The 23,503-nt window shown below is 66.8% G+C and carries 17 protein-coding genes; 7 read left to right on the forward strand and 10 right to left on the reverse strand.

Features of this window, described 5'->3' with window-relative positions; all coding sequences use genetic code 11:
- The first annotated feature begins 45 nt into the window (after positions 1 to 45).
- A complete protein-coding gene (locus OG598_RS12075) occupies positions 46 to 546 on the forward strand; it encodes a GNAT family N-acetyltransferase (RefSeq protein WP_328654507.1) in 501 nt (166 codons plus the stop codon).
- A gap of 205 nt (positions 547 to 751) precedes the next feature.
- The gene (locus OG598_RS12080; protein WP_328654508.1) at positions 752 to 2,119 is read left to right on the forward strand and encodes a hypothetical protein; all 1,368 of its coding nucleotides are present in this window, start codon (positions 752 to 754) and stop codon (positions 2,117 to 2,119) included.
- Positions 2,120 to 2,957: 838 nt separating this feature from the next.
- Here OG598_RS12080 and csb2 read toward each other — a convergent pair.
- The 8 genes from csb2 to OG598_RS12120 form a co-directional block, all read right to left on the reverse strand.
- Positions 2,958 to 4,355, reverse strand: a complete 1,398-nt coding sequence (gene csb2 / locus OG598_RS12085) for a type I-G CRISPR-associated protein Csb2 (protein WP_328654509.1) — start codon at positions 4,353 to 4,355, stop codon at positions 2,958 to 2,960.
- Positions 4,352 to 5,272 (reverse strand): type I-G CRISPR-associated RAMP protein Csb1/Cas7g, encoded by a 921-nt coding sequence (gene cas7g / locus OG598_RS12090; protein ID WP_328654510.1) that lies wholly within the window; start codon positions 5,270 to 5,272, stop codon positions 4,352 to 4,354. The genes csb2 and cas7g overlap by 4 nt, the downstream gene beginning before the upstream one ends.
- Complete coding sequence (gene cas8g1 / locus OG598_RS12095; RefSeq protein WP_328654511.1) at positions 5,269 to 7,404, reverse strand: type I-G CRISPR-associated protein Cas8g1/Csx17; 2,136 nt, start codon at positions 7,402 to 7,404, stop codon at positions 5,269 to 5,271. Before cas8g1 ends, cas7g begins: the two co-directional genes overlap by 4 nt.
- Positions 7,401 to 9,809 (reverse strand): type I-G CRISPR-associated helicase/endonuclease Cas3g, encoded by a 2,409-nt coding sequence (gene cas3g / locus OG598_RS12100; protein ID WP_328654512.1) that lies wholly within the window; start codon positions 9,807 to 9,809, stop codon positions 7,401 to 7,403. Before cas3g ends, cas8g1 begins: the two co-directional genes overlap by 4 nt.
- Before the next feature lie 1,719 nt (positions 9,810 to 11,528).
- Positions 11,529 to 12,494 carry a diguanylate cyclase domain-containing protein gene (locus tag OG598_RS12105; protein ID WP_328654513.1) on the reverse strand — a complete coding sequence of 322 codons (966 nt, stop codon included), beginning with the start codon at positions 12,492 to 12,494 and terminating at the stop codon, positions 11,529 to 11,531.
- Positions 12,495 to 13,513: 1,019 nt separating this feature from the next.
- Positions 13,514 to 14,119 carry a hypothetical protein gene (locus OG598_RS12110; protein ID WP_328654514.1) on the reverse strand — a complete coding sequence of 202 codons (606 nt, stop codon included), beginning with the start codon at positions 14,117 to 14,119 and terminating at the stop codon, positions 13,514 to 13,516.
- A complete protein-coding gene (locus OG598_RS12115) occupies positions 14,104 to 14,604 on the reverse strand; it encodes a hypothetical protein (RefSeq protein WP_328654515.1) in 501 nt (166 codons plus the stop codon). The genes OG598_RS12110 and OG598_RS12115 overlap by 16 nt, the downstream gene beginning before the upstream one ends.
- Positions 14,601 to 15,617, reverse strand: a complete 1,017-nt coding sequence (locus tag OG598_RS12120) for a nucleotidyltransferase (protein WP_328654516.1) — start codon at positions 15,615 to 15,617, stop codon at positions 14,601 to 14,603. The genes OG598_RS12115 and OG598_RS12120 overlap by 4 nt, the downstream gene beginning before the upstream one ends.
- 233 nt (positions 15,618 to 15,850) lie before the next feature.
- On the opposite strand from OG598_RS12120, the gene OG598_RS12125 reads away from it, so the two are divergent.
- Both OG598_RS12125 and OG598_RS12130 read left to right on the forward strand, forming a co-directional pair.
- Positions 15,851 to 16,870 (forward strand): helix-turn-helix domain-containing protein, encoded by a 1,020-nt coding sequence (locus OG598_RS12125; protein WP_328654517.1) that lies wholly within the window; start codon positions 15,851 to 15,853, stop codon positions 16,868 to 16,870.
- Between the two features lie 181 nt (positions 16,871 to 17,051).
- Complete coding sequence (locus tag OG598_RS12130) at positions 17,052 to 17,792, forward strand: hypothetical protein (protein WP_328654518.1); 741 nt, start codon at positions 17,052 to 17,054, stop codon at positions 17,790 to 17,792.
- 2,199 nt (positions 17,793 to 19,991) lie between these two features.
- On the opposite strand, the gene OG598_RS12135 is transcribed toward OG598_RS12130, so the two are convergent.
- The gene (locus OG598_RS12135) at positions 19,992 to 20,678 is read right to left on the reverse strand and encodes a DUF3800 domain-containing protein (protein WP_328654519.1); all 687 of its coding nucleotides are present in this window, start codon (positions 20,676 to 20,678) and stop codon (positions 19,992 to 19,994) included.
- Between the two features lie 44 nt (positions 20,679 to 20,722).
- Positions 20,723 to 20,911 carry a helix-turn-helix transcriptional regulator gene (locus tag OG598_RS12140; RefSeq protein WP_328654520.1) on the reverse strand — a complete coding sequence of 63 codons (189 nt, stop codon included), beginning with the start codon at positions 20,909 to 20,911 and terminating at the stop codon, positions 20,723 to 20,725.
- Positions 20,912 to 21,022: 111 nt separating this feature from the next.
- Between OG598_RS12140 and OG598_RS12145 the strand changes: the two genes are divergently transcribed.
- The 3 genes from OG598_RS12145 (at position 21,023) to OG598_RS12155 (ending at position 23,466) form a co-directional block, all read left to right on the forward strand.
- Positions 21,023 to 21,625 carry a helix-turn-helix domain-containing protein gene (locus OG598_RS12145; protein WP_328654521.1) on the forward strand — a complete coding sequence of 201 codons (603 nt, stop codon included), beginning with the start codon at positions 21,023 to 21,025 and terminating at the stop codon, positions 21,623 to 21,625.
- Between the two features lie 409 nt (positions 21,626 to 22,034).
- Positions 22,035 to 22,223 (forward strand): helix-turn-helix domain-containing protein, encoded by a 189-nt coding sequence (locus tag OG598_RS12150; RefSeq protein WP_328654522.1) that lies wholly within the window; start codon positions 22,035 to 22,037, stop codon positions 22,221 to 22,223.
- A 1-nt stretch (position 22,224) separates the two neighbouring features.
- Positions 22,225 to 23,466, forward strand: coding sequence for a tyrosine-type recombinase/integrase (locus OG598_RS12155; RefSeq protein WP_328654523.1), 1,242 nt, complete (start codon positions 22,225 to 22,227; stop codon positions 23,464 to 23,466).
- Positions 23,467 to 23,503: the final 37 nt, after the last annotated feature.

Here is a 23,503-nt window from a genome sequence, read left to right on the forward strand (position 1 = left end):
GTCGGGCACTGGTGAGCCGTAGGGCGCCGTGCCTACCCTGGCTTCATGCTGCTACGCGAGTCCAAGCCCGGTGACTACCACCAGATGGCGGACATCCTCTACGGCATGGGCCACGGCCAAGAAGGCTGGGACTACCAGTACGCCTCCGAGGGAGGCCCTGAACCGTCCCTGCCGAGTTGGGTGGCCCTCGACGGGGACGAGGTTCTCGGCTTGGTCGAGGGTCGCTTCGATTCGACGTATGACGAGCGCATCGAGCAGCCCGGCCATCCCCTGCCGCAGGCATGGATATACCTGATTGGGGTCCACCCCGAGGCGCAGCGGAAGGGCGTCGGGACAGCTTTGCTGCGCTGCTTCGCCGAGCAGGCGGTCATGGCGGGATGTTCCTTCGTCGCTCTGTTGCCTGACCAGAGCGACGACGACGTTCTGGAGCGAGTGGCCTTTTTCCGGTCCTGTGGCCTCATGCCGCTGGTGGACGGTGACCCTGAGGACGTACACGGGGCACCGCTTGCTGAATTGCTAGCGGGTCTGCCCGATTTGCCCGACTAAGGCTGAAAGCCGTGCGACGCCGGGCGTGGAATGACCGGTGCTCTACTTGGTACTCGAAATTCGACCCAACGAGCACGATTCGCGGCTAGTTCAGCCTTGCGGCATCGCCGTCACCTGCCGCAGGCCTGCAGAATAAAACTGAACCCGCTGAAACTTGATGATCGCGGAGGCTGTCTCGGGCAGAGATAGCTGGCAGGCTATCCGCATGTCGGCACGAGATGTGATCTTATGGGCGCTCGACGAGGTCATGATTGAAGAGGATCAGCGGCGGGTCTCGACCCGGGTTACGGACGTGTTCTACCGGAACAACCGGCCGAGTCCCGGCGCTCTCATGCTCGGCATCGGTGGCGTCGGTAACGACACTGGTGATGCTGGCGCGGTAGTGCTCATCGGCGTTGCCCGTCGCTCGCAGCAGGTTGCGACCGGCAAGGACCGTACGTCGGTCACGCCGGTGTTCCGTCTTCCCAAACCGGTGCCTGTCAAGCGCCTGCACGACGCGCTGCCGCAGGACGTGAAGCGGCGAATCGATCTGCTGAGCCGGATGCCTCATCCCCTTGCGCCGAAACGGCTGCCTCCGCAAGGCGGTGCCGCCGTTGTCGGCGCGCTGCAGCAGCTCTCACCCGCCGTCGGGCAGTGGATCGCCGCGCTGCGTGAGGCCGGCGAGCCTCTGGCCGGGCCACACGCCGCTCGGTTACGTGAAGAGCGTGACGCCGTCTCACTGGCGATTGATATCTCCGGCGTGTCGGCACCCGACGACCTTTTGTACACCCCAGGCGACGGGCTCAGCCCCAGCGAGCCGTTCGGCGCCACAGTGAATCCGCTGTATCTTACAGACAACCCGTTGTTCGTGGCGGACAACGAAGACGACCTGCTCGCCGAGGACCTGCGCCGCTTCGACCCTCATGGTCAACTACAGATGCGAAGCTCCAGCATCGCCCGCTTCACCGACGACCAGTTCACGTTGACCATCACCAACGTCAACCGCAAACCGCTCGAGAAGGCCCTAGGCGTCGACCTCATTTACTACGACGAACTCGAACAGATCTTCACACTAGTGCAATACAAACGTATGACCCGGCGCGCCGCTAGACAAAACAGTGGCATCGAGCGATGGGCGCACACGGGCCAGGCGGAACTTGAGGAGCAGCTGCAGCGGATGGATATCGGGTTAAACGAACCAGTCAACTCGGGTGACTGGCGCATGGTGCCCAGCCCGTTCTGGTTCAAGTTCGTCCGTGACGAGGACTTCACCCCCGGTGACCCATTCGTCCTAAAGGGCATGTACGTACCTGCCGACTACCTCCAACGCGCGATCGCCGACGGAAGCCTACGCACCGGGCCCCGCACCGGATTCGAGGTCACCTACAGCAACACTCGATACCTTCCTCGAGAGGTCTTCGTCGCCCTCGTACGTCGGGGATTCGCGGGGACCACCAGGGCTGGAAGCGCGGCCGTCCTGGAAGTCGCGTCCCAGCAAGCCCGGACGCGGGAAGTCGTTCTCGTCAGAAAGACGCCGCGCAGGGAATTCGACCACCCGACCCGCGCCTACCGCGTCACGGAGCCGATCTTCTAGCCCGGCAGGGACGATCGGCCGGAAGGGTTGAACGAGCGGCTTCTCGAAGACTGACTACCTGATTTGCTCCAACTAGGCCCGACACTGCCCTCCTGGTCCGCGTCGTCGTCGTACTGCTTGTCGAACACCTCGTCTATGGGAGCATTACGCCATTCATTGATAGCCAGCCCCTTCCCGGTCACGGACCTTGACAACTAAACGTGCCACTCCCGAGAGGCGCGCCGCGTCCACGACTTCGGGACCGTGTTTGATCGCGCCACAAGCGCGGACGTACCAGCAAACCAGGGCGGACCCGGCATAGCGGATAACAAACAGACCCAGCCGCGTGAGCGTTCACCCATACGCTCGATTCCCAAAATACTACCGGTCCGATACGACCGGTCTCCGTTGCAGCCACGCGTTCGCGTAGGTCTTCCCGACGCGGGCCAGGACTTCACCGGTCCGACACGACCGGCCTCCGTTGCAGCAGTCGCCGCTGGAGGGCCTTGACCAGTTCGGACAGTTTCACCGGTCGGAGACGACCGGTCTCAGTTGCAGCGGCTGCCATCCGGGCAGCCCTTCTGCCGGCCGAGCAGGTTTCACTGGTCGAAGACGACAGATCACCTCCACAGCATGAGCGAGCACCAATGCCACACGCCGGAAATCCCTCCCTCTCTACCCGCAGGTGAACGGGGCTTCACTAGCTATCCCCGAAAAGCGCGGCGTCCTGTTCAGAACACGGCCTTCGCTTGTTGTTACACGTTCTAGTGCGGTTGCCGTATTAATTGAAGGCTACGCAAGGGCGAGGACAAGCGGATTTCTTGTCGTCCTTCGGCCCATTGGAAGGTCTTCGTGGAACCTAACCATGTTCCGGTAGAAACATGCCGTATCCGAAGTGACTGAGTTGACCGAGGAGGAGTGGTCCCGGCTGCTCGTGGTCGAACTCCAGTCGTAGTCCGAGTCCACGGCGGGCGTTGGTGAGTTTCTCGGTTTGCCGGTATCGGCGGTAGGTCAATGCCCACCGGTCGGACAGACCCTCCTCCGGGCTAAGGCGGGTGACGGTTGCTGGTGGCAGGTTGCGGTATCCGAGTTCGGTTCGGATGTCGGCGGTGATGTATTGGTCGAGGGTTTGGCGTTTCGGGTATCGGACGGGCAGGTATGGGGTGAGGCTGCGCCATCGGCGGGCGGGCCCGCACAGCTCTGGTGCTACTTGCTGGAGGCTGCCGGTGGCTTGCAACATCAGCGTGACGTCGGGGAGGCCTTTGACCTGGTGGTCGCCGCGGCGTCCGGAGGCGTTGCGGATGCCGATGAGGTGACTGATTTCGTCGAGCATGAGTCCGCTGGGTACCCAGACGAGGAAGCTGGTCACGGTGGCGCCGGCTTGCGCTCCGGTGGGGATGGGGATCCAGTGGGCGTGCTGATGGTTCGTTGCCGCGCCTCGTTTCCCGAACAGAATAGGCCGGTTGCTGTCGATTTTGGTCGCCGCGAGTTGGTGGACTCTGTCGGCGAGCAGGACAGCGTGGGTGGCCTTGAACGGTGCACGTGACGTGACAGCGAAGCGGATCGCGGTGACACCACTGTCGACGTCCCGTTCTTTCGCGAGTGCTGATGGTTCGGCGGGTTGACGGGTGTAGCGGACCCAGCGTGTCTCGGGGGGCAGGGTGCGGCGTCCCTTGCGTACTTCCAGGGTTGTCGTTTCGAGGATTGCCCGTCGGATCGGTCCAGCTGGGGCGAGTAGCCGTACGGTTTCGGCCCCTGCCACCGTCGGTCGCCACCAGGTGTCGTCGGGCTCAGGGTTGGTGTCAAGGAGCCGGGCATCGCAGACGGAGTCGGCGCGGCCGAGGTAGGGGATCAACTCGACGAGCTTCGCGAGGGTGTCCCGCTGCTCATCGGTGAGGGTCGCCGGCCACTGGATGAAGAGGTCTTGGTCGCGCGGAACGGACAGGTACGGATCAAGGGTGAGGTCGGTAGACCCAGTCACGCCGGTGATGTGGTCGGCGTCGGGCAGGTAGTGGCGGCTGTGGCCAGGGCCTGCGGGTGGGGCTTGGTAGATGGGCAGGTCACCGAGGGTATGGAGGAGTTCGTCGAGTGTGGGGGCGGGGAGGTCGGGCCAGCGGGTGTACCAGGTCGCGACGAGCGCGCGGAGTAGCCGCCATGGTGATGGTGGCCATTCGACGGCTCCTTCGTTGACGCTGCGGTCCCAGGCGGTGGCGTGGTAGCGGCCGAGGGGGAAGCGGACCGCGAGGGTGATCGTCATCCCTTGCCCCGTCCGGTCCAGACGGCGGTGGTGACGGGGCCGAGCTGGTCGCCGCACTCCTGAACGAGTTTGGCGACGCGGCGGGTGGCCTCGGCGGTGTCCGGTCGTTCCTCTTCAATGCCGACGACTTCCAGGTCGCAGGCGGTTCGGAGGCGGAGTCCACCGTCGAGCAGGGTGCCAATCTCGAAGTCGACGAGTGCTTCCAGCAGCGCGGTCGCGGAGTCGGACAGGCCGTAGGAGCGCAGTTGTGCATGGTCGACCGAGAAGTACGCTGTGATTTGCTTCGCGGTGTACTCGACCCGGTGGTGCGGCACGGTCCCGTACCCCTCGGCGGTCGCGCCGTCCTTCGCCTCGTTGATCACCACGTCGCGTTTGACCCCGCCGCTGACCGCCGGCCGGACGTCGTATGCCTCGATGAAGCTGGTGACCGCGCGAGCGATCCGGGGCTGCCAGGGCCAGCCCTTGCGGGCGAAGAACACGCCGTGGATCAGGGACACCGGGTCGAGCGCGAAGCAGGCGCGGGCCACCGCCCGGTGATCCAACGGTCGGCCGGCGGTGAGTCCCAGGCGCTCGCGCATCCACTGCTCACCCTTGACGCCGTCGACCGCGCCGTTCATGACATACGCGGAGGCCAACCGATGTGCCTCAAGCCGGCTGGAGGACAGGAACGCGCCGTCGCCGTCGACGACCCGCACGTACGGCAGACCGGACAGTTCATCGCGCTGCTCGGCGCGGGCGTCGTCCCAGGTCGCCGCCTCCAGGCGGTTCGCCATCGACTGGGTGGACTCGACCAGCAACGCCCTCCCGTCGGTGGAGTCGAACTCCGCGGCGCCGAGGTCGGGGAACCCGGCGGGTTGGAAACGGGATCCCATGAGCGGACGCAGGTCAGCCTTGATCACCGTGCGGGGTTTGGTCACAACGTCTCCTTGAGCAGTTCGGGGGCATACGCGGTCTCGCGCGGTTCGTCGGAGGCGATCGGGGCGCCGAAGTAGCGGCGCAGCATGCGTTGGGGTTGCCGGCAGCGCGGGACCAACGCCGCCGCGAGCGCGTGGCCGTCGATCGGGATCTGCGCCGGCGCCGGCACCGCGTCCCAGCCGGCTTGGCGGAGCCGGCGGACGGCCTCGGCGTGCACGGCGGGTATCTGTCCGGCAGCGAGCCGGGCGGGCCAGTCCGGGCTGAGCGCCCACCGGGGCACGTCCCCCTGAGCGCGGCGTGGGGGTGTCACGCCGTCGGCCAGGGGGTGCAGGAGCCCGAGGGTGGCGATCGGGACCACGGGTTCGTCGGGGTCGGCCCAGGTGTGCTCGACGCCGTCCCAGCGCAGGGCGAGGCACGCGCGTAGCCACAGGTCCAGGGCGCCGTCGTCGAGGCGGCCGGGTGTAGCGAAGGCGTGCAGGTCGAGAGGGGGAACCCGTACGCCGCGGCGGAAGGTCGGCGAGCCGCGGAACGTCTGCTCGCTGTGCTCGTCCACGGCGGTGCGGCTGCGCCACAGCAGCACGTCGGCCAGGACATGGCGCAGCGGACGCAGTCCGAACCCGGGCACCACCGGGCTGGCACGCCACCGCGGTTGCGGGTCGACGGGCAGCAGCAGGTGACGCATGGTCCGCGCCTCCTGCCGTGGGGCCGCCGTGGCGGCGGAGGCTATGCCCACCGCGATCCGTAATTCGGCGCGGCTGGCCGCCGTGAGCACCTCAAGGAACTCGCCCGCTGACGGTGGTGTCCGCACGGGTACGGCGTCACGGGTGCGTCCGCTGCGGCCGACGGCCTGTTCGAGGTCGGTCACCGAGGCGAGGAGCCGGGCCAACGGCAGCGCTCCGCCGTCACGCACGTAGGCGAGGTAAGCGGTGTCGAAGCGGCGCAACCTCTCCCCGACCGAGCCGGTGCCCGCACCGCGGCGTACCCAGGACACCCAGTCCTCCAACCGGGCGGCGAGGCGTACCTCCGGTCGGTCCACGACCGTCACCCGGTCCAGGGGCACCGCGACGTGGGCGAGGCCGTTACGTTGGTGCAGACCATAGCGGGTGAAGGCGTCGACACCGCGTGCGACGCCGAGGCTGCGGGTGGCGGCGTAAAACTCGACGGCCCGGCGGGCGGGCCGCCCACGCCAGGCGGCGCGGGCGTCGGAGAACAGTTGCCGGGTCTCGGACAGGCTGAACGGCCGCTCCCACAGCGGCGCCCAGATTTCACCCCGGCTCACCTCACCGGCGGCGCCGCTCGTCGACCCGTCGGGGGTAGCGGCCACCGTGAAGGGGATCGCTGCCCGCCCGGCCTGATGCTGATGGCGGCGCACGGCGGTGGAGGCGAAGAACAACGCCCCCTCGACCATGAGCACGAACGCCCACGGGTTCACGATCGCCTCCGCCGCACCGAACGGCGACGAGTTCGGCCCACCCGTGGACAGCGGGTCAAACTGACCCGCGGACGCCCGACTCAGCGGCACGCTCTCCTGACCGGTGAGCAGATCCTGGGCGAGGGCACGAGAGCGGTCGACCTGCACCGGCGTGACCCCGAGAACCTCGAGTAACCGTTGATGGAAGGAGGTGGAGAACTCCAACCGGCCGTCGTTGCCACCCGAGCCCAGCAGCGGCGGAAAGTAACTCTGCTCGCCGACGAGGACCACCGTGGCGTCGATCCACGGCAGCAACGCGTCCGGGGCCCGGTTACGGAACTGGCGGATCGTGCGTTCCTTCGTCCAACCCTGCGAACGAGACCGCTCACCCACCCACGTGGCGGTCACCACCGCTACCCGGAACGCGTCGAGGCGAGGTGAGGGATGCGCGACCAACGCATCGAGGGCCTGTTTCGGGGTCTTGTCCTTCACCCCGAAACCGCTGCCCTCGTTCCACGGGCTCAGCACCGGCGTCGGCACATACCGATCCACCAACCACCCGCCAAGCTCCGGCACCGTCGTGTCGAGCACCAGACCGTCGTCAGTCCAGCAGGCGGTCACCTCCGGGTCGGCCTGCTCACCCAGCACCCGAAACAGGCCAAGACCAGCGAGGTACGCGCTCAACGGCGTCGGACGCAGCCCCGCCAACACGTGCCGGGTCATGCGGCTGTTCCCGGGTTCGCGCTGGCCCGCCAGTCGGCGATCCGCACCAACGTCTCCAAGTACGCCAGCACGAACGGCCCGTACCGATCCCGCAGACCAAGAGCAGTACGGGTCCACGACCGGGCACCGCCAAGGCCGAACTGATCCAGGTCGACCGTCAGCGTGCCCCCTGGTTGCCCCAGCAGGTCCGAGGTCAGCACCACCTCGTTGCGTTTCAACCCGAGCAGCCGGTCGTCGTCGGTGTCATCCGGCCCGCGGACCTGGACCCGCAGCTTCCCGTGATGAGCCAACGCCAGGTACCGCACCAGATCCGGATCCTCAACGTCGGCGAGCAGGCCACGTAACGGACCATCCAACAGCAACAACGACACCAACTCGTGCCGGAAGTTCGTGACCCCACCCGAGTAGACCAGCCGGCCGGCGATCGCGGACTTCGCCCACGGACGCCCACCCTCAACGTGCTCACGCTCATCCGGCGGCGCCAGGGCGCACAGAGCGTCCTGCCAGGCCGGATGAGTCTTCCCCGCGTCGTGCGCGTAGGCGGCGACGGCGACCGCATGCAACACCGGTCCCGGGAGAGCCGGGTTGATGCCGCCGATCAATGCCCGCGCTTGGGCGCGTACATCCGTGCTGTGCTGCTCCAGACTCACCCATTGCGGCTGCGCGACGCTGGCATCATCCTGCTGATACGCATCCTCCACCCCGGCCGCCTGGTCCATACCGATCCCGGGCACGGGCACCGGCACCGGGTCCAGCGAGGGGCAACCCGGCACCGCCCGACGCACCGACGGATCGAACCCGGACTCCGGGTCATAACCACCCGCGCTCGCCGCGACCACCAGCACCTCACCCGGACGGGCCGACTGCCGATCACTGACCCGCGTCCACTGACCCGTCACCTGGCTGAAACGCCACACTGGGACGCGTTTCGCGAGAGCGCGCAACTCACCGAGGGGCACCCGGCAACGCCACCTCGCCTCCGGCGCCTTCGCCTCCCCCGCCGGCCGCCCACTCGCGTCCGTAGGCGCCCACACCGCCCAGGCGAGCAACACGTCAAGATCGTCAGCATCGCGCACATACGGGCCCACATCCAGATCCGCCCCGGTCAGATCCGGTGCGGTATCGAACAACGCGAGGAGATCCGCCCGGCGCAGAACGGTGACCTCAGGCTCCGTCACGAGCACATCGCGAGCGAGGAGATCCTCACTCGTCACCGCAACGCCGTCCAGCACCGTCAGCTCGGCGACGCTCGCGCGCACATCCGCTTCCTCATACGGCAGGTGCTTGACCGGCGGCAGCCACCACAGCTCCGCATCCGTCAGCAGACCCCGCCGGTTACACCGCCCCGCCCGCTGCACAACCGACGGCCACGGAGCCGCCTCCGTGACCAACACCGCCGCATCAAGATCAAGACCGGCCTCAACCACCTGGGTAGCGACCACCACATGACCAGCGCCCGAAGGCTCCGCACTGATCGCCTCTGCCAAGCGCTCCCGCTCCACCCCCCGAAACCGGGAATGCAACAACGTGAGAGGCACCGACTCCCCCCGCAGGGCCACGTGCACGCCGCGTGCCGCAGCGACCGTGTTCATCACCACCAGGGTCAGGGTGCCCGGCCGGTGCCGCCGCAGCACCGCCGCCGCGATCGACGCGTAGTCGCCGGGCTCCACCGGAAGCCGGGCAACCCTGCGCCTCGCGTCCAACCTGACAGCCAGCTTTCCCACCCGGTCGCCCGCCTCGACGCGCACCACGTCGGACTCGACCGGGACCGGGTTATCCACCGTGTCGAGCAGACTCGCGGACACAGTGGCTGACATACACGTCAGGCCGGTCGGCTCAGCCGTCGGCCACGACCCCGCAACACTTGCACGAGTGAACGCCGCGAGCTGCCGCAACGTCGTCGTCGACTCCGGACACAACTGGATCTCATCAATCACCCACTGAGCGCCGTTGACGACCAGGGCGAAGTCGATGGGGTAGATGGCCCGAGAGATGCCATAACCGCGGTTGAGCGCCTTACTGACCAGCGAGTCCACCGTACCGATCAGAATCGCCGGCTGATCCATCTCCAACCGCCAACGCCGCTGAGACTCCCCCGCCCCACCCATCACCACATGCAACGCAACCGTCTCGGACAACCCAAGGTTCGCCAACCACCTCTCGGTCTCCCGCGCCACCTGCTCTACCAACGACCGCTGCGGCAGCGCAAAGACCAACCTCCGCGGCGTCCCGACAGGATCAGGCCCGTGCAGCCGCCGCCAGAGCCACGCCAGGATGATGCCCGTCTTCCCCGCTCCGGTCGGCGCCTGAACCACTGCAGGAAGACCATCGTGCGCCAGCCGCGCCTGGTACCCGTACGGCAACTCACCGGACGCCAACTTGAAGAACGCGTCAAAAGACGTCACACACACTCCTCATCGAGCCACCTCGGGAGCACGGCCCACCCGAACTCATCGAGCCGGGCCAACAGACGATCGGGAGACAGCCTCATCGACTCCACGTCATACACCCAGGGTGTGACACTGTCGGGATCCAGACGAAAGCCAGCTACAACCGGGCCCACCAACCTGACCACCGCCAGGCAGAACCAGCCCACGCACCATGCGCCCGCGCAAAGCCGACCAGGCCAAGCAGCGCACCGCCTCAATGCCGCTTCGGTCGTCAAGGAGAGTCCGAGCTAATCTGGCAACGTCCCGGACAGCGCTGACATCGCGGAGTTTGACGGGTTCGGGATGCCTGAGGTGCCCCTTACAGTTACCTCCCCCGCCAGCAGCGATTCGCCACCCACGGACGCCCACCACTGGCCACGGACCTTGACAACTGAAGCGCGCCACCACCAGCAGACCCGCGTCGCTCTGTGGTTCGGAACCGTTCGCGACCACGCCGCAGGCGCGGGGTTCCGAACCAGAGAACCAGGACAGAACACGCATAGCAGCAAAAACAAGCCCTGTCAGTTAACGTTTGTCTATTTGCTGAGCTCAAGAAGGGCTCCACCGGCCGGAGACGGCCGGTCTCCGTTGCAGCTCGCGGTTCGTAGGCGACATCGTCGAACACCTCGGCCCGCTCCACCGGCCGGCCGGAGACGGCCGGTCTCCGTTGCAGCCGGGCGGCCGGCCGACGCCCAGTACATCTCGGCGACCTGCTCCACCGGCCGGGGGACGGCCGATCTCCGTTGCAGTGCCGGTGGCATCGCCTTCATCCTGATGGCGGCGTGGGAGTTCCACCGGCCTGGAGACGGCCGGTCTCCGTTGCAGCATGGGCTGGTGCCAGTGAAAGTACGAACGGACGCTGGTCGAGAAGCGTTCCGTCTGTCGGAGACGACGGCCGGTCTCGGTTGCAGCTCGTCCATGCAGTCGCTGTACGGCGTGGACACGGGTTAAGTCCCACCGGTCTGAGGCGACCGGTCTCCGTTGCAGGTGCTCGGCGCCGAGCATGGTCTTGGTCGGCCCGTCGGTCTTCCAACGGGCGGAGACCGGCGCTACCTGACCGTTTCACCGGCCAGGTAGGGCCGGTCTCCGTTGCAGCACTTCGGCGGCGCGTCTCGTGTCATTGCCGGGGAACTACTCCACCGGCCGTAGACGGCCGGTCTCCGTTGCAGCCCCGACCCGTTCAAGCTTCAGATGCAGAGCAACGTGCTCCACCGGCCGTAAACGGCCGGTCTCGGTTGCAGCACCGTGAACGAGGCGATCACCCGCGATGGGAATCAGTGCTCCACCGGCCGTAGATGCCGGTCTCCGTTGCAGCTTGTCCATGTCGTACCCGTAGATCACTCGCAGCCCGAGCTCCACCGGCCGGAAACGGCCGGTCTCCGTTGCAGCGTCCAGACGCTGAGCGGCTCGCCTTCTTTGAGCACGACAGCTCCACCGGCCGCAGACGGTCGGCCTCCGTTGCAGCTACATCGAGGCACCGATCCGAGTCACGCGTTAAATGTGCTCCACCGGCCGTAGATGGCACGGCCGGTCTCCGTTGCAGCTTGTGGGGGGTGACCCGTGAGGGTCACGAGTTCAACTAGCTCCACCGGCCGTAGACGGCCGGTCTCCGTTGCAGCCATGCTGAGTTGTCGGGCGTGTTCGCGTTGGCCTTCTAGGCTCCACCGGCCGTAGACGCCGCGGCACCTCTCCGCCTTATCCTGGATTTCGCGTTAGGGCCACATAAGATCCTGGCTGGGACTTGGCGACGATTAGCATCTCGTTTGCTTTCTGCATCAAGTCCTCATAACTGATTCTTCGGCGCCGGGTTGTCACGACGATGCCAGACGAAAGGGTCACTAGAGCTGCGCGAACCATTTCCTGCCTCCTACTCAGAAGCTCGACGTAGCCGCGGCGCAAGTCGTCAGGGTCGTAGATTTCATCCGCCGCTCGCTCAAAGAGCACGGTAACTCTGGTGGTGATTACCTGTATGAGGCGCGGCTGACACAGGACGAGGAAGTCATCACCGCCTACGTGGGCGACGAACGGTCGCGGGCGCGTCTTCGATGCTGACATCTCAAGGGCCTCCGCCAACGCCGAGATTACGGCGCTGCCCCGAGCAAAGCCGTACTTGTCAACGACCGACTTCAACCGATCAATGTCCATGCGGCAGATTGCGATAGCCCGTCGTCGCGCTACGTGGTTTTCAACGACCGATCGAAAGACCGAGGCTCCTGGCATCTCTGTCAGCGGCGACTGTTCGACGAGTATTGCGCGGCGGCGAAGCAGAGACTTTGCATACTCAACGACTACGTTGGGATCGGCTGGTGCGGGAATGGCGACGTCGAATCCCATCTTTAAGTTTTCGACGATTTCAGTACTGCCCTCGTGTCCAGCTATGACAATCACGGGAACGCTTGATACTAGCCAACTCCTGCGGATCCTAGAAATGAGATAATAGCTATGCTTCGAGATTGCGGGGAGCATCAAGGCAAGGGTAATAGAGGCCCAGTCGGTCGTTTCTCTTGCTTGGGCGAAGGTGGCCGTCGTTACCTTTCCCATGCCTGCCTGAGAAAGTGCATCGCACAGTTCGCTGGCGGCGTTTCTGCTGTCGGCTACGATGAGGACAGCCGGCTCCCTTGGGAGCGCAGGTCGCGCTAGCGACTCGATGGAAGAGAGCACGCTTACCCCGCATTTATGGTGGACACGTCTGCAAGTAGCTGTTGTGGGAACAGTATGCCGGGTGCTGCTTGTCGGCGCCCTGGCGAACTTCATCCCCTTCGGGGCGACGTACGTCCGCCCCGCCCAAGATTGACAACTGTCGAGTTGGCGACGCCGACGTGGTGCGCCCCCTGAAGTGGGACGGAACACTTGGCTCGACGGCTGGGCGTCAATGCCGTCGACCAAGGCGGCCTCTGCGGAAGGGCTGCTCGGCTCGGCGACAGTGTTCTCGTCCGTGATCGGCAGGACGTGGGCGTGGGGCGGAGAGCGGTTGGCACACCAACGTCAGCCACACCGTCGGCGGACCACACCGAGCCATGACCGCTCCCCACCGGCTACGCGCGCACCTACATCTGTTCGGCAAGCGCTCGGTTGAGCGTGCGCCCACCGTTCGCGCACGCCGCAGGCCGAGGTCGGGCGAACTCGACCGGTCGGCGGCGGCTAGGCAAGGAGGCGGTAGACGTTCGGGTGTAGGGCCATCGGGATGGTCGGCATCCTCTACCGGCACGGCTGGTCGCACCCCGCGCGATGAGCCAGCGCCCCGTCGAGAGCGGACACCGTCGTTCGCCAAGTCCTAATCAGTAGGCCCTAGTTTTGGAAGCCACCAGGCGATCTCCCTCTCAATCTGTTGCCGCAGACTTCGCCGTCCGGGCGTCCTCCGGGTACGACGGACGCTGTTCGGCCTCGTCGCTCGCGTCGGTGCCTGTGGGGGGCCGGGGTCGAGGTGGGCTCGGCCCGTCGGGGGCAGTTGAGGTGGCGGTCTGGGAGACGTCCGGGTGTAGGGCCATTGGGGTGGTGGGCTCCTTCCACGGCACGGCTTGTCGCATCACGCGCGGTGAGCCAGTGCCCTGTCGACCGCACCAGCGGAAGCGGACTCCGTGTGCGGCTCAGCCGTGTTTTCGCCCGGAGGCTTCGGCAACGCATCATCGCCTAACCGTGCGCACTGCTGTGCATGCCGGCTGCGACATCCTGGTCGCGACCTATTCGGCCGTGGTCCGGGGCGTCACGGGCAGGCAGGCCCGGTGGCGGAGCCTGCGCAGTACCCACCGGCGCCACATCAGGCGGCGCAGTCCGAAGCGGTAGATGATCGCGCACTCCATCCGCGCGACGATGGCGTTGATCCCGCGAGGGCCGAAGTCGCCGAGCAGCATCTCGGCGCTCTTGGTGATGGGTGGCTGCTGCCAAGCGATCGCGCAAGCGGGGCCGACCAGGGGGTTGATGTCGGCGAGGCAAGCGTCGAAGACCTCGCTCATGGCGCGGCTCTCGGCGGCGATCCACGCGCGGGATTCGGCGAGTTGTTCCTGCAGAGTGTGGCCGCGGTCGGCGAGGGCGGTGAGGGTGGCCGCGTCGTCGCTGGTCCGGCGGCGGATGCGGTACGGGTATTCGGCCCAGGCGACGAGGGTGCGCACGGCTTGGGCGTAGCGTTCTCGGCGTGCCGTGGCATTCGCCCGGGTGTTGCCGAGGATGACGCTGATCAGGCCGGCGACCACGCTGGAACCGAGGACGGCCAGGGCGATGGTGATCGTGGGCGGCTGGGCGGCGGCGGAATCCACGGCCTGCACGAGCGTTGTTAGGTCCGTGACCACCGGCCGATCTCCTTCCGCATCGCGGTCGTGGCGATCCGGTGTGGAGCATGCCGGTCATCGCCGTGGGGGGCATCCTCGCACGGCCAATCGCCGCTGCGCCGCCACGCCTCCTCGAAGATCAGATGCCGGTGCACGAGCGTGACCAGAGGCTCCAGTCCATCTTCGGGCAGCCACCGCAGCGCGGGATCGTCGCGGTCGTACTGCAGGCAGAGATCCCCGAGCTGCAGGTTGCGGTGCTTGAAGGGACGGTCGCTGCCCGAGCGCGGGTAGGCGTACACCTGGTCGCCGGGCGGCAGGATGACCAGCCGGATCCGCTCGACCGGGTAGCCGTCGGCTGCTAACGCGGGAAGCGGTAGCAGGGTCAGCTCGAGGCGAGCCCCGCCGAGCGCGGTGGTGAGGCCGGCGGCCTGCGCCACGCCGAACACGTCGGCGCGGCACAGGAGGTGATCGGCCGCCGCGGCGGGATCCTGCAGGACCGCCGTCACCGGGTACGCCATGACCTCGCCGGCCGGTTGGTCTGCGCACCGCGCTGTGAGGTCACGGCCCGGCCGGCGGAGGTGATGCTGCCCGCGCTCAGAGCGGCCAACGCCTGGGCGGCGGGCTGAACGGTCGGGGCGTGGAACGGTTCGCCGAACACCGCGTGCCAGATATCGATCGCGGCCTGATGGTCGCCGTCGGCGGCGAGCCGCCGCGCCTCGCGACCCCGCTTGGCCGCGAGGCCGAACGTCTGGCTGAACCGCAACCGCTCGCCCGGTGTCCAGTCCTTGGCGAGGTCGTCCACGCCGGTCGGGTCGTACACCTTGCCCATGACCGCCTCGGCCGCGTGGTCGAGCGCGGTGACCGCGGCGGCGGCGTGGGACATCTTCGTCGTGATCGCCGCGTACCACAGGGACTCGATGACCAGGCCAGACAGTTTCTCCAGCGTGGGCTGGTTGGTCTTGAACGACTTGCCCATCCGGACCTGGTGCACGAAGGCACCGACGGTGGCCAGGTTACGTTCACGGACCACCCGCCGCAGGGTGCGAGTGTTCGACCACTCCCACCGGTCGAGGTCACGGTCGGCGATGAACACGCCCTCCTCGGTGTCGCCGTCCTCGAAGGCCGGCACCAGGTCGAACGTGAAGGTGCAGTCCGCGAACGTGACCTGCAGCGCGTGGGCGGGCTGCTTGTCCTCGTCGAAACGGGCGTCGGGCCAACGAGCGGCGACCGCCTGGCGGATCGCGGCCATCGAGGCGGCCGGGCCGCCCTTGCCGGCGCCGAACCACCGCTGCCGGTGATCCTCGGCCAGCAGGACGATCATGTCGACGTCCTTGAGCGGCTTGAGCATCGTCTTGCGGGCGAAGCTGCCCTGCAGGAAGGTCGACGAAGCGATGCCCGCCTCCGTCAAGACCTCGGTGACCTCCTGGTGGCGGCCTTGAGCCTGCTTCAGTTCCCGCCGATCCAGGTTCAGCGCGACGTCGAACTCGGCGAACGCCTCCCCTGTGGTTCGCGGTGCCATGTACACACATCCGTTCTGACCCGCCGTTCCGTGGCGGAGTCGTCGTGGCCGGCAAGACCTGACCGCACAGCGCGGTCGGCCCCCGGCTCCAGCCCTTCGAATCTTACTTAATTTTTCGACGTCATGTTCCGCATAGTGTTCCGCTTCGGAAGGGTAATGTTCGGCGCGGCAGTCCGGCCTTACGCGGCGAACCGACCAGAATCGGATGCAAGATCAAGGGCGGAGGAGACAGAGTGAGCGCGCCGGGGTTCCAGGGGGCACGCCTGCGGATGGCTAGGGAGCTTGCCGGGCTCAGTCAGGCGCACCTCGCTGGGCAGGTAGTCGTCTCAGCAGCCGCTGTCAGCCAGTTCGAGAGCGGTGCCGCCCGGCCCAGTCCCGAGACGCTCCACGTCCTGAGCGTGACGCTCGACGTGCCCGTCGAGTTCTTCCACCAGCCCCTCGTGGAGACCCACGAGGGATTCTTCCGGTCGCTGCGCCGCACCGCAGTCGCCGATCGCCGCCGGGCGCGTGCCGTCGCCCACGTCGCCCACGACCTCGCGGTCCACGCCGCCGCCGCCGGGCAGTTCCCCAGCGGAGCCGTCCCGCAGATCCGGGTCAACAGCCTCGATGCCGCCGGCGAGGAGATCGAGCGCATCGCCGGGCAGGTCCGCGAGGAGTGGAAACTACCCCCCGGACCTATCGGCAACGTCGTGGACCTCCTCGAACACCACGGCGTCGTCGTTATCCGCCTTCCGCTGGGCAGCACCGACGTCGACGCGTTCTCCCTGCCATTCAACGACCACCCGGTCGTCGTACTCGGCACGGACAAGAACGACCGCGCCAGATCACGCTTCGACGCCGCCCACGAACTGGGCCACCTCGTGCTCCATGGCGAACAGATCTGGGGGGTCAAAGAAGTCGAGAAACAGGCACACACGTTCGCCGCGGCGTTCCTCATGCCCGCCGACGAGATCGCCGACCAGCTGCCCGACACTGTCGACTGGTCAAGACTGTTCGAACTCAAGCGCTACTGGCAGGTCTCGCTGGCCGCGCTGCTGATGCGCGCCCGCACGCTCGGCCGCATGAGCGACGGCACCTACCTAACCGCGATCAAGGCCGCCTCGGCTCGCGGATGGCGGCGGGTCGAACCAGTCCCGCTCGGCGCCCCCGAGCGCCCCTGCCACCTACTGAACTTCCTCAGCTCCACCACGAGCGGAACCGCCCGCCAGCAGATGCCCACCTCTGTCATCTCCGCACTCGCCGCAGCCGCATAGCGCGCGCAGTCACGGACCAACCGGCCCGTCAAGCGCGCGCTCACCGGACCAGCGGCGATCCTGGCGTCGTCGTTCGTCTCCACCGACCACCCCCTCGACCCGCCAACCAGGTCACCCTCGAACGGGCGGAGTCCGGCCCGCTTACTGATCTAGCTGGACGCCGTCGTCCATCATGGTCGGCATGGAGTTGAGACCGCCCGCGCAGAGCGACCGCCGACAGGGACTGAGCAAAGCTGCCGAGATGGTGGTTTCTGCGATTCCTGGTGTTGGAGGACCTCTCGGCGTCATGCTCGCCGACGTGCTCGCACGCCGGTACAACCGGCGCATGCAGGAGTGGCTGACCGACCTGGCCGTCGCCCTACGTGAGCTAGAGGAACGCGTGGGCGACTTTGAGCACCTCGCCAACAACGAGGCGTTCGTGGACGCAGTGGCGGCGGGAACGCGGATCGCCGAACGGAGCCGTCGGGAAAAGCGCGAGTTACTCCGTAACGCGGTGCTCAACACCGCCCTCGCTGTCGACCCGGACGAAGACCGTCAGCATGTCTTCTTTGATCTGATCGATCGACTCCCGCCGGTCTCACTGCGTTTACTCAAGTTCTTGGCGGACCCGCAGTACCGCGAGGAGATCATGGTCGCCGAGTCGTCGTTTCCGGAGACCGAGCTGGTGCTCGTTGCCGACATCGCCCACCGGCTATCGCCGGTGCAGTCTCCAGCCAATGCCAGCGGCGACGTGGAGGTCCTCCTCGACAAACAGTGCGAGCGTCTCAAGGACGAGGGCCTGCTCGACGTCGGCTCACTCACCGAAGCCGGGTACAACGGCGAGCACAGCTACTTCGCCCATTACGTCAGGCTGGACGCGGTCACCCGGTTCGGTCGGTCCTTCCTGGCCTTCATCGAAGATCCACGCGACCATGGCGCCTGAACAGACGCCGGCGGGGTTGACTGCGAGGATCTTGATGCCGACCCAGCGTGAGACACCCGAACGGCGCCAAGCTGCCGAGTCGGCAACCGGAACCGAGTTATCCCCCGTGTCGAGCAGACTGGTGGAAATGGTGGCCGACATGCACGTCAGACGGTCGGTTCAACCGTCGGCCACGACCCCACACCCACCGCACGAGTGAACGCCGCGAGCTGTCGCAACGTCGTCGTCGACTCCGGACACAGATGGATCTCATCTATCGCCCACTGGCGCCTTTGAAGACCCGGGCGAAGTCGATGGGGTAGATAGCCTGAGAGATGCCCTAACCGCGGTCGAGCACCGGACGTCAACTCTAAGAACGCGTCAAAGACGCCACACACACGCTCCTCATCGGTGTGACACTGCCGGGATCCAACAAACCTAGCCACGACCCGGTCCACCAACCTGACCAACGCCGTGCAGACCCACCCCCGGTACCAGGCGCTCACGCAAAGCCCACCAGGCCAGGCAGCGCACGCCTTAATGCCACTTCGGTCGTCGAGGAGACTCCGAGCTAATCTGGCACCGCCCCGACACGACGAGGCCACGGAATCCGATTGGGTTAAGCAAGTCTGGCGAACTCACGCAGGGATCGCCGCCAACGGCATCAGGCAATTCATTGACAACCAGCCCATCCCCCGGCCACGGACCTTGACAACTAAAGCGCGCCACCTCCGGCAGGCACGCGCTGCCTCCGCGGTTCGGAACCGTAGGCGATCACGCCACAAGCACGAGGTTCCGAACCAACATACCCGGGCAAAATCTGGCATAGCAGGCACCAGAATGGGTGTGGCCACATTGGCGCCCACGCATTTGACCAGTTCAAGAAGGGTCTCACCGGCCGGATGCGGCCGGTCTCCGTTGCAGCAGGGACGTACCCGCGTCGCTGCCCATGAGGCCCGCCAGTTTCACCGGCCGGATGCGGCCGGTCTCCGTTGCAGCGCCGAGGGTATCGCTGGTTGGCTGCCGATCGTCGGGGAGTTTCACCGGCCGGATACGGCCGGTCTCCGTTGTAGCGCGATCTGGCCCAGTAGGTGGTGCGGCGAAGTCTGGGAGTTTTACCGGCCGGATGCGGCCGGTCTCCGTTGCAGCTCGCTCGACCCCGAGGTGGGCGACGTCGAGTGGTCGGATTTTCACCGGGCGGATACGGTCGGTGACCGCTGCAGCAACCGGGCCGCCGGTATCACCGTCCAGGACGCCACCGGTTCCACCGGCCAAGGAACGGTCGGTCTCCGTTGCAGCGCCGAGATCAGCCGGCGCATGGACTCGTACGTGCTCCGCGTTCCACCGGCCAGGAACGGTCGGTCTCCGTTGCAGCAGCGGCTCGCAGGACCCGGGCGCGAAGATGCGCCGGGTTCCACCGGCCAAGAAGGGCCGGTCTCCGTTGCAGCCGCACCACCCTCACCCTGTCCGACGACCAGCCGGGGGTTCCACCGGCCAGGAACGGCGGTCTCCCGTTGCAGCCATCAGATCGTGTGGTCGCGGGTGACCTCGATGGGGTTCCACCGGCCAGGAACGGCCGGTCTCCGTTGCAGCGCTGCCGCCAACGTGGGCGCGACCCGTCCGCTTGGTGGGTCCCAGCGCTACGCCTCCGTGGTAAGGCGCCAGCCGAGCGCGAGCTTCTCCGCGAGCCGGTGGCACACCCAGTATCTGGACAGAAGCACGCAGGGAACGGCTGACGACGACGAGCACGGCGCGCGATTCGGTGGCGGTGATGGGCGCGTAGGCCGCGAATAGGCAGGTGCGACGCTATGGCAGCAAGCGTGGGTCGAGCTAACCCAACGCCCGGCGGCCTTACAGGGCCAAGAGGAGCTGAGACCTTGCGAGCGGGCCAGAAGAGCCGGTGCACTGGCACCGGAACGACTTGCTCGGCGGTGCGGCCCGTTTGGCGCTGCGGGCGAGGAGCGACGCTCCTCCCCCGACTACCGCTGTCAAGCCCCCAAACCGGCCAAGGCGAGAAGGATGTCTCCCGCTGCACTCCGGCGGGTCACCAAAAGTGGGGGCTATGACACCGCTTGCGTCGGGGGCGGATGCTACTCCTGCGCCCGCGCCACTACGGGCCGCTAGCGGCGGGGGCGCCCACCTTTGATCCGCAAGTCTCGGCTGATCAATTTATTCGCGCGCGCATCCACCTAGAGAGCGCCGCGATAGGTTGCCGAGCGTTCAGAGTTCAACCGGCCCTCCGTCCCTGTCAAGGTGCTGCAGGATTTGGGCGTACCACGCGGTGCTCTTGTCTCTCCGACCGGCAGGGCGAAGAGACCGATACCCGGTCCATGCCGCGAGGTCGGCGATCTGGACCCATTGGCTGGCGCTGGCCTGCCGGAAAAAGGGGTCCTCGATGAGGGCACGACCGTTGTCGAGGCATCGGTGTCCGCGGTTGTAGTTCCCGTTCGTGCCATCGCCGTCCATCACGACGGCACCGAAGGCGGCAGCCTCCCGTAATTCGGCGTCGAGTCTCGCGACCATGCAGCGGTAGAGATCTTGCTTGTCGCGTTCGAAGTCGCGTCCGCGAGAGCTGGTGCGGCGGTAGACGCTCCCAAGGGTGATGCCCGGCAGGGCCGCGATGGCGTTCAGTCCGTCTTGGATGACGGCGAGGCCCGCGCGCTTGCTCCTCGTGGCAGGGGCTTGTGCCCAGGTTCCTCGGCCACCGGCGAGTTCGGTGGCGTGCAGCCGGGTGTCGGCGGGGATGCCGTGGCGGCGGTAGATCGCGGCGCGGAACTGGAGCCATCGCTGAATAGCGTCGGCCCAGTGCGCCGGGTCGGTCCGGATCCAGCTGAACGTGGTCAAGCCGTGGGCTTCGCTACCAGAGTCGTCGACATAGAACAGGGCGAAGTTGGTGCCGGTGGTCATGCGGGGCGCGCTCCGAACCGGGTGGCGTGGCGGTGGTGGGGGTGTCAGCGTTCGGAGCTGTTCGCTTCGAGCCACGCGTCGATGTCGCGCCTGCGGTAGCGGCGGTACTTTCCGACCTTGTACGACTTGGGCCCGTTGCCCTTGTAGTTCATGTAGTACAAGGTCTGGGGCTGGATACCCAGGTATCGGGCTGCTTCGTCGTGGGTCCACATGCCGTTCGGCTCTTCTCGCATCGTCCACTCACTTGCCTTATCGGTAAGCAATCAAAGGTAACTTGCTAGGTGCGAAAGCAATATGGCCGCGGGGCTTGCAACTTGTCAACAGGGCGAGTAAAACTTACGGACATGACAAGTGAGCAGCTCGGCGGCGACGCAACGCCGGGTGAGGTGGTACGTCTGCGCCTCAAAGAGATCCGGAAGAAGCGCCGGCTGAACCCGGACAAAGCTGCTGAGCTGTACGGCGATCCGGCGATGTCGACGACGGTGTTGATGAACATCGAGGCGGGCCGCCGCCGGACTCCGGTCACGGTCGACGAGCTGATGCGCTTCGCCTACGCGCTGGATGTCCCACCGGAGGCTTTGCTGGTTCCCGGCGCCGACCAACAGGTGCAGGTCGCGCCTGGCGTGGTGGTCGACTCAACCCGGCTACTGCGGTGGATGCGCGGCGAGGAAGCGCTCAACGGCACCGACACGGCGCACTACGAGGCGGTCGCGGCCGGGTCACTCGGCCCGTCTGAGGGCAGAGTCCCGCAACAGCTGCGCGACGAGTTCCTGACCAGGGCACAGGCCGCGTTCGACGGCTTCTTCGCCGACAGCGACGAGATCCGCCGCAAGACCCGCCAGCAGGTTCGCGAGGTACTCGGCGAGGTCCGCACCGCAGCCACCAACGGCGTCCCCACTGACGAACTCATCACGATGATCGACGGCTTCCTCGACAGGCTGGAGTAACACCCCGAACAGCCGCCCAACGCTTCTAACAAGACGCTCGTGACCTGCGACTTGGTCACGAGGCGATAACCAGTACCCGACCAGGCGCAGCGCACCTCACGCGTCGGCGGCGACTCCGTATCCCTCTTCACCCCCCGCAGCCCTGTCCGGGCGGGCCGCCGGGGCGACAACCCCTGCCCGCAACCCGCTCGCCGCGGGTGAACCGGGGCGATGACGTGCGCCCTAACACCGGCCGGCCTGCACCGCACCTTCGCCGGACCGTGGCTGGCACACCACCGGCGACACGCCACTCGCCAAAGCGTCCGCCAGGGCGCGAGAGCGACCCGCGATGAACTAGCCCGCGAACTCGACACCACCCCCGCCGGCACCCCGCTGGCTGCTGCTTGACCCCTCGACAACGGGAGACGACATGACCGCCCAACCCCTCACGCTCTGGACCGTCGACGACGTATCGGCCTACCTCGGCGTCCCGGTCCAGACCCTCTACACCTGGCGCAAGCGCCGCATCGGTCCACCCGCCGGCCGCGTCGGTAGGCATCTGCGCTACGACCCTGACGCGGTGCGTGCGTGGTTCGCCGACCAGTCCAAGGCGGCCTGAGATGGGGCACATCGTTGACCTCTGGTACAAGACGGTTGCCGGTCCGGGCGGGAAGTCCCGGCAGGAACCAAAGCCAGCGTGCGGACAGGGGATGCGCTACCGCGTCCGGTACCTCGCTCCGGACGGCAAAGAGAAGTCGCAGTCGTTCCCCGACAAGAAGAAGCGCGAGGCACAGGCATTCCTGGCCAACGTCCAAGCTGACATTCTCAAGGGCACCTACGTCGACCCCGACGCCGGTCGCACCACCTTCAAGCGGTACGCCGACGAATGGCTCGCCGCTGCAACTACCGACGTCCTCACCCGCGACCGCATCGAGTACGAACTCCGGTTGCATGTGTATCCCGTCCTCGGTGACAAGCCGGTCGCATCGATCCAGCCGGCGACGATCCGAGCGTGGGCGCGCGGGTTGCAGGAAAAGGGACTGTCTGCCGGCTACCGCCGGGTCCTCTTCAGCGACGTGTCGATGATTCTGAACGCGGCTGTAGATGACAAGAAGATCGTCAGTAATCCGTTCGCAGCCAAGAGCATCCAACGCCCCAGGCACGTTCCCACCAAGGTCCAGCCGTGGTCAGTCGACCGGCTCACCGCGTTCCGCTCCAAAATGCCAGACCGCTACCGAGTCGCGGTCGATCTGGGCGCGGGCTGCGGACTGCGACAGGGGGAAATTTTCGCCGTAAGCCCTGACGATTTGGACGCGAACCGGCCAACCCTCCGAGTCGCCCGTCAGGTCAAACTCGTGCGCGGCGCGCTCATCTTCGCCCCACCCAAAGGCGGCAAGACCCGGGAGGTTCCCCTCCCCGCCTCAGTAGCTCGCCGCCTGAGCGACCACGCCCAGCAGTACCCGCCCGTAGAGGTCACCCTGCCCTGGGGAGCCCTGACCGGCGATCCCACGACCGTCACGCTCTACCTGACCACCGCCGACGGCCTGCCGCTCAGCCGCTCGAAGTTCAACCCCGGAGTCTGGAAGCGCGCCATCCGGGCCGCCGGCATCCCCGACGACCGTCACAACGGCATGCACGTCCTGCGGCACACCTACGCCTCGGTCCTCCTGGACGCCGGCGAGAGCGTCAAGGCCCTGTCGACGTACCTGGGCCACGCCGACCCTGGGTTCACCCTGCGGACCTACACGCATCTCCTGCCGACCAGCGAGGACCGAACGCGGCGCGCCATCGACGCCGCGTTCGGCGAGAACCAGACCGCCGAGGACGGCCCGGAAGCCTTTGACGGCCTGGAGACGGCATGATCATGGTTCAGCGGCCCTCCGGACGACCTCAGGAGCA

It is taken from the genome of Micromonospora sp. NBC_00330 (assembly GCF_036136635.1).
GTDB classification, from domain to species: domain Bacteria; phylum Actinomycetota; class Actinomycetes; order Mycobacteriales; family Micromonosporaceae; genus Micromonospora; species Micromonospora salmantinae.

Coding starts and splice junctions, on each gene's coding strand:
- cas8g1 (WP_328654511.1), bottom strand. CDS start 7,404: ATGACCCGGCACGTGTTGGCGGGGCTGCGTCCGACGCCGTTGAGCGCG.
- OG598_RS12145 (WP_328654521.1), top strand. CDS start 21,023: ATGACAAGTGAGCAGCTCGGCGGCGACGCAACGCCGGGTGAGGTGGTA.
- OG598_RS12150 (WP_328654522.1), top strand. CDS start 22,035: ATGACCGCCCAACCCCTCACGCTCTGGACCGTCGACGACGTATCGGCC.
- csb2 (WP_328654509.1), bottom strand. CDS start 4,355: ATGACGATCACCCTCGCGGTCCGCTTCCCCCTCGGCCGCTACCACGCC.
- OG598_RS12130 (WP_328654518.1), top strand. CDS start 17,052: ATGGAGTTGAGACCGCCCGCGCAGAGCGACCGCCGACAGGGACTGAGC.
- OG598_RS12135 (WP_328654519.1), bottom strand. CDS start 20,678: ATGACCACCGGCACCAACTTCGCCCTGTTCTATGTCGACGACTCTGGT.
- OG598_RS12080 (WP_328654508.1), top strand. CDS start 752: ATGTCGGCACGAGATGTGATCTTATGGGCGCTCGACGAGGTCATGATT.
- OG598_RS12140 (WP_328654520.1), bottom strand. CDS start 20,911: ATGCGAGAAGAGCCGAACGGCATGTGGACCCACGACGAAGCAGCCCGA.
- OG598_RS12075 (WP_328654507.1), top strand. CDS start 46: ATGCTGCTACGCGAGTCCAAGCCCGGTGACTACCACCAGATGGCGGAC.
- OG598_RS12155 (WP_328654523.1), top strand. CDS start 22,225: ATGGGGCACATCGTTGACCTCTGGTACAAGACGGTTGCCGGTCCGGGC.
- OG598_RS12120 (WP_328654516.1), bottom strand. CDS start 15,617: ATGGCACCGCGAACCACAGGGGAGGCGTTCGCCGAGTTCGACGTCGCG.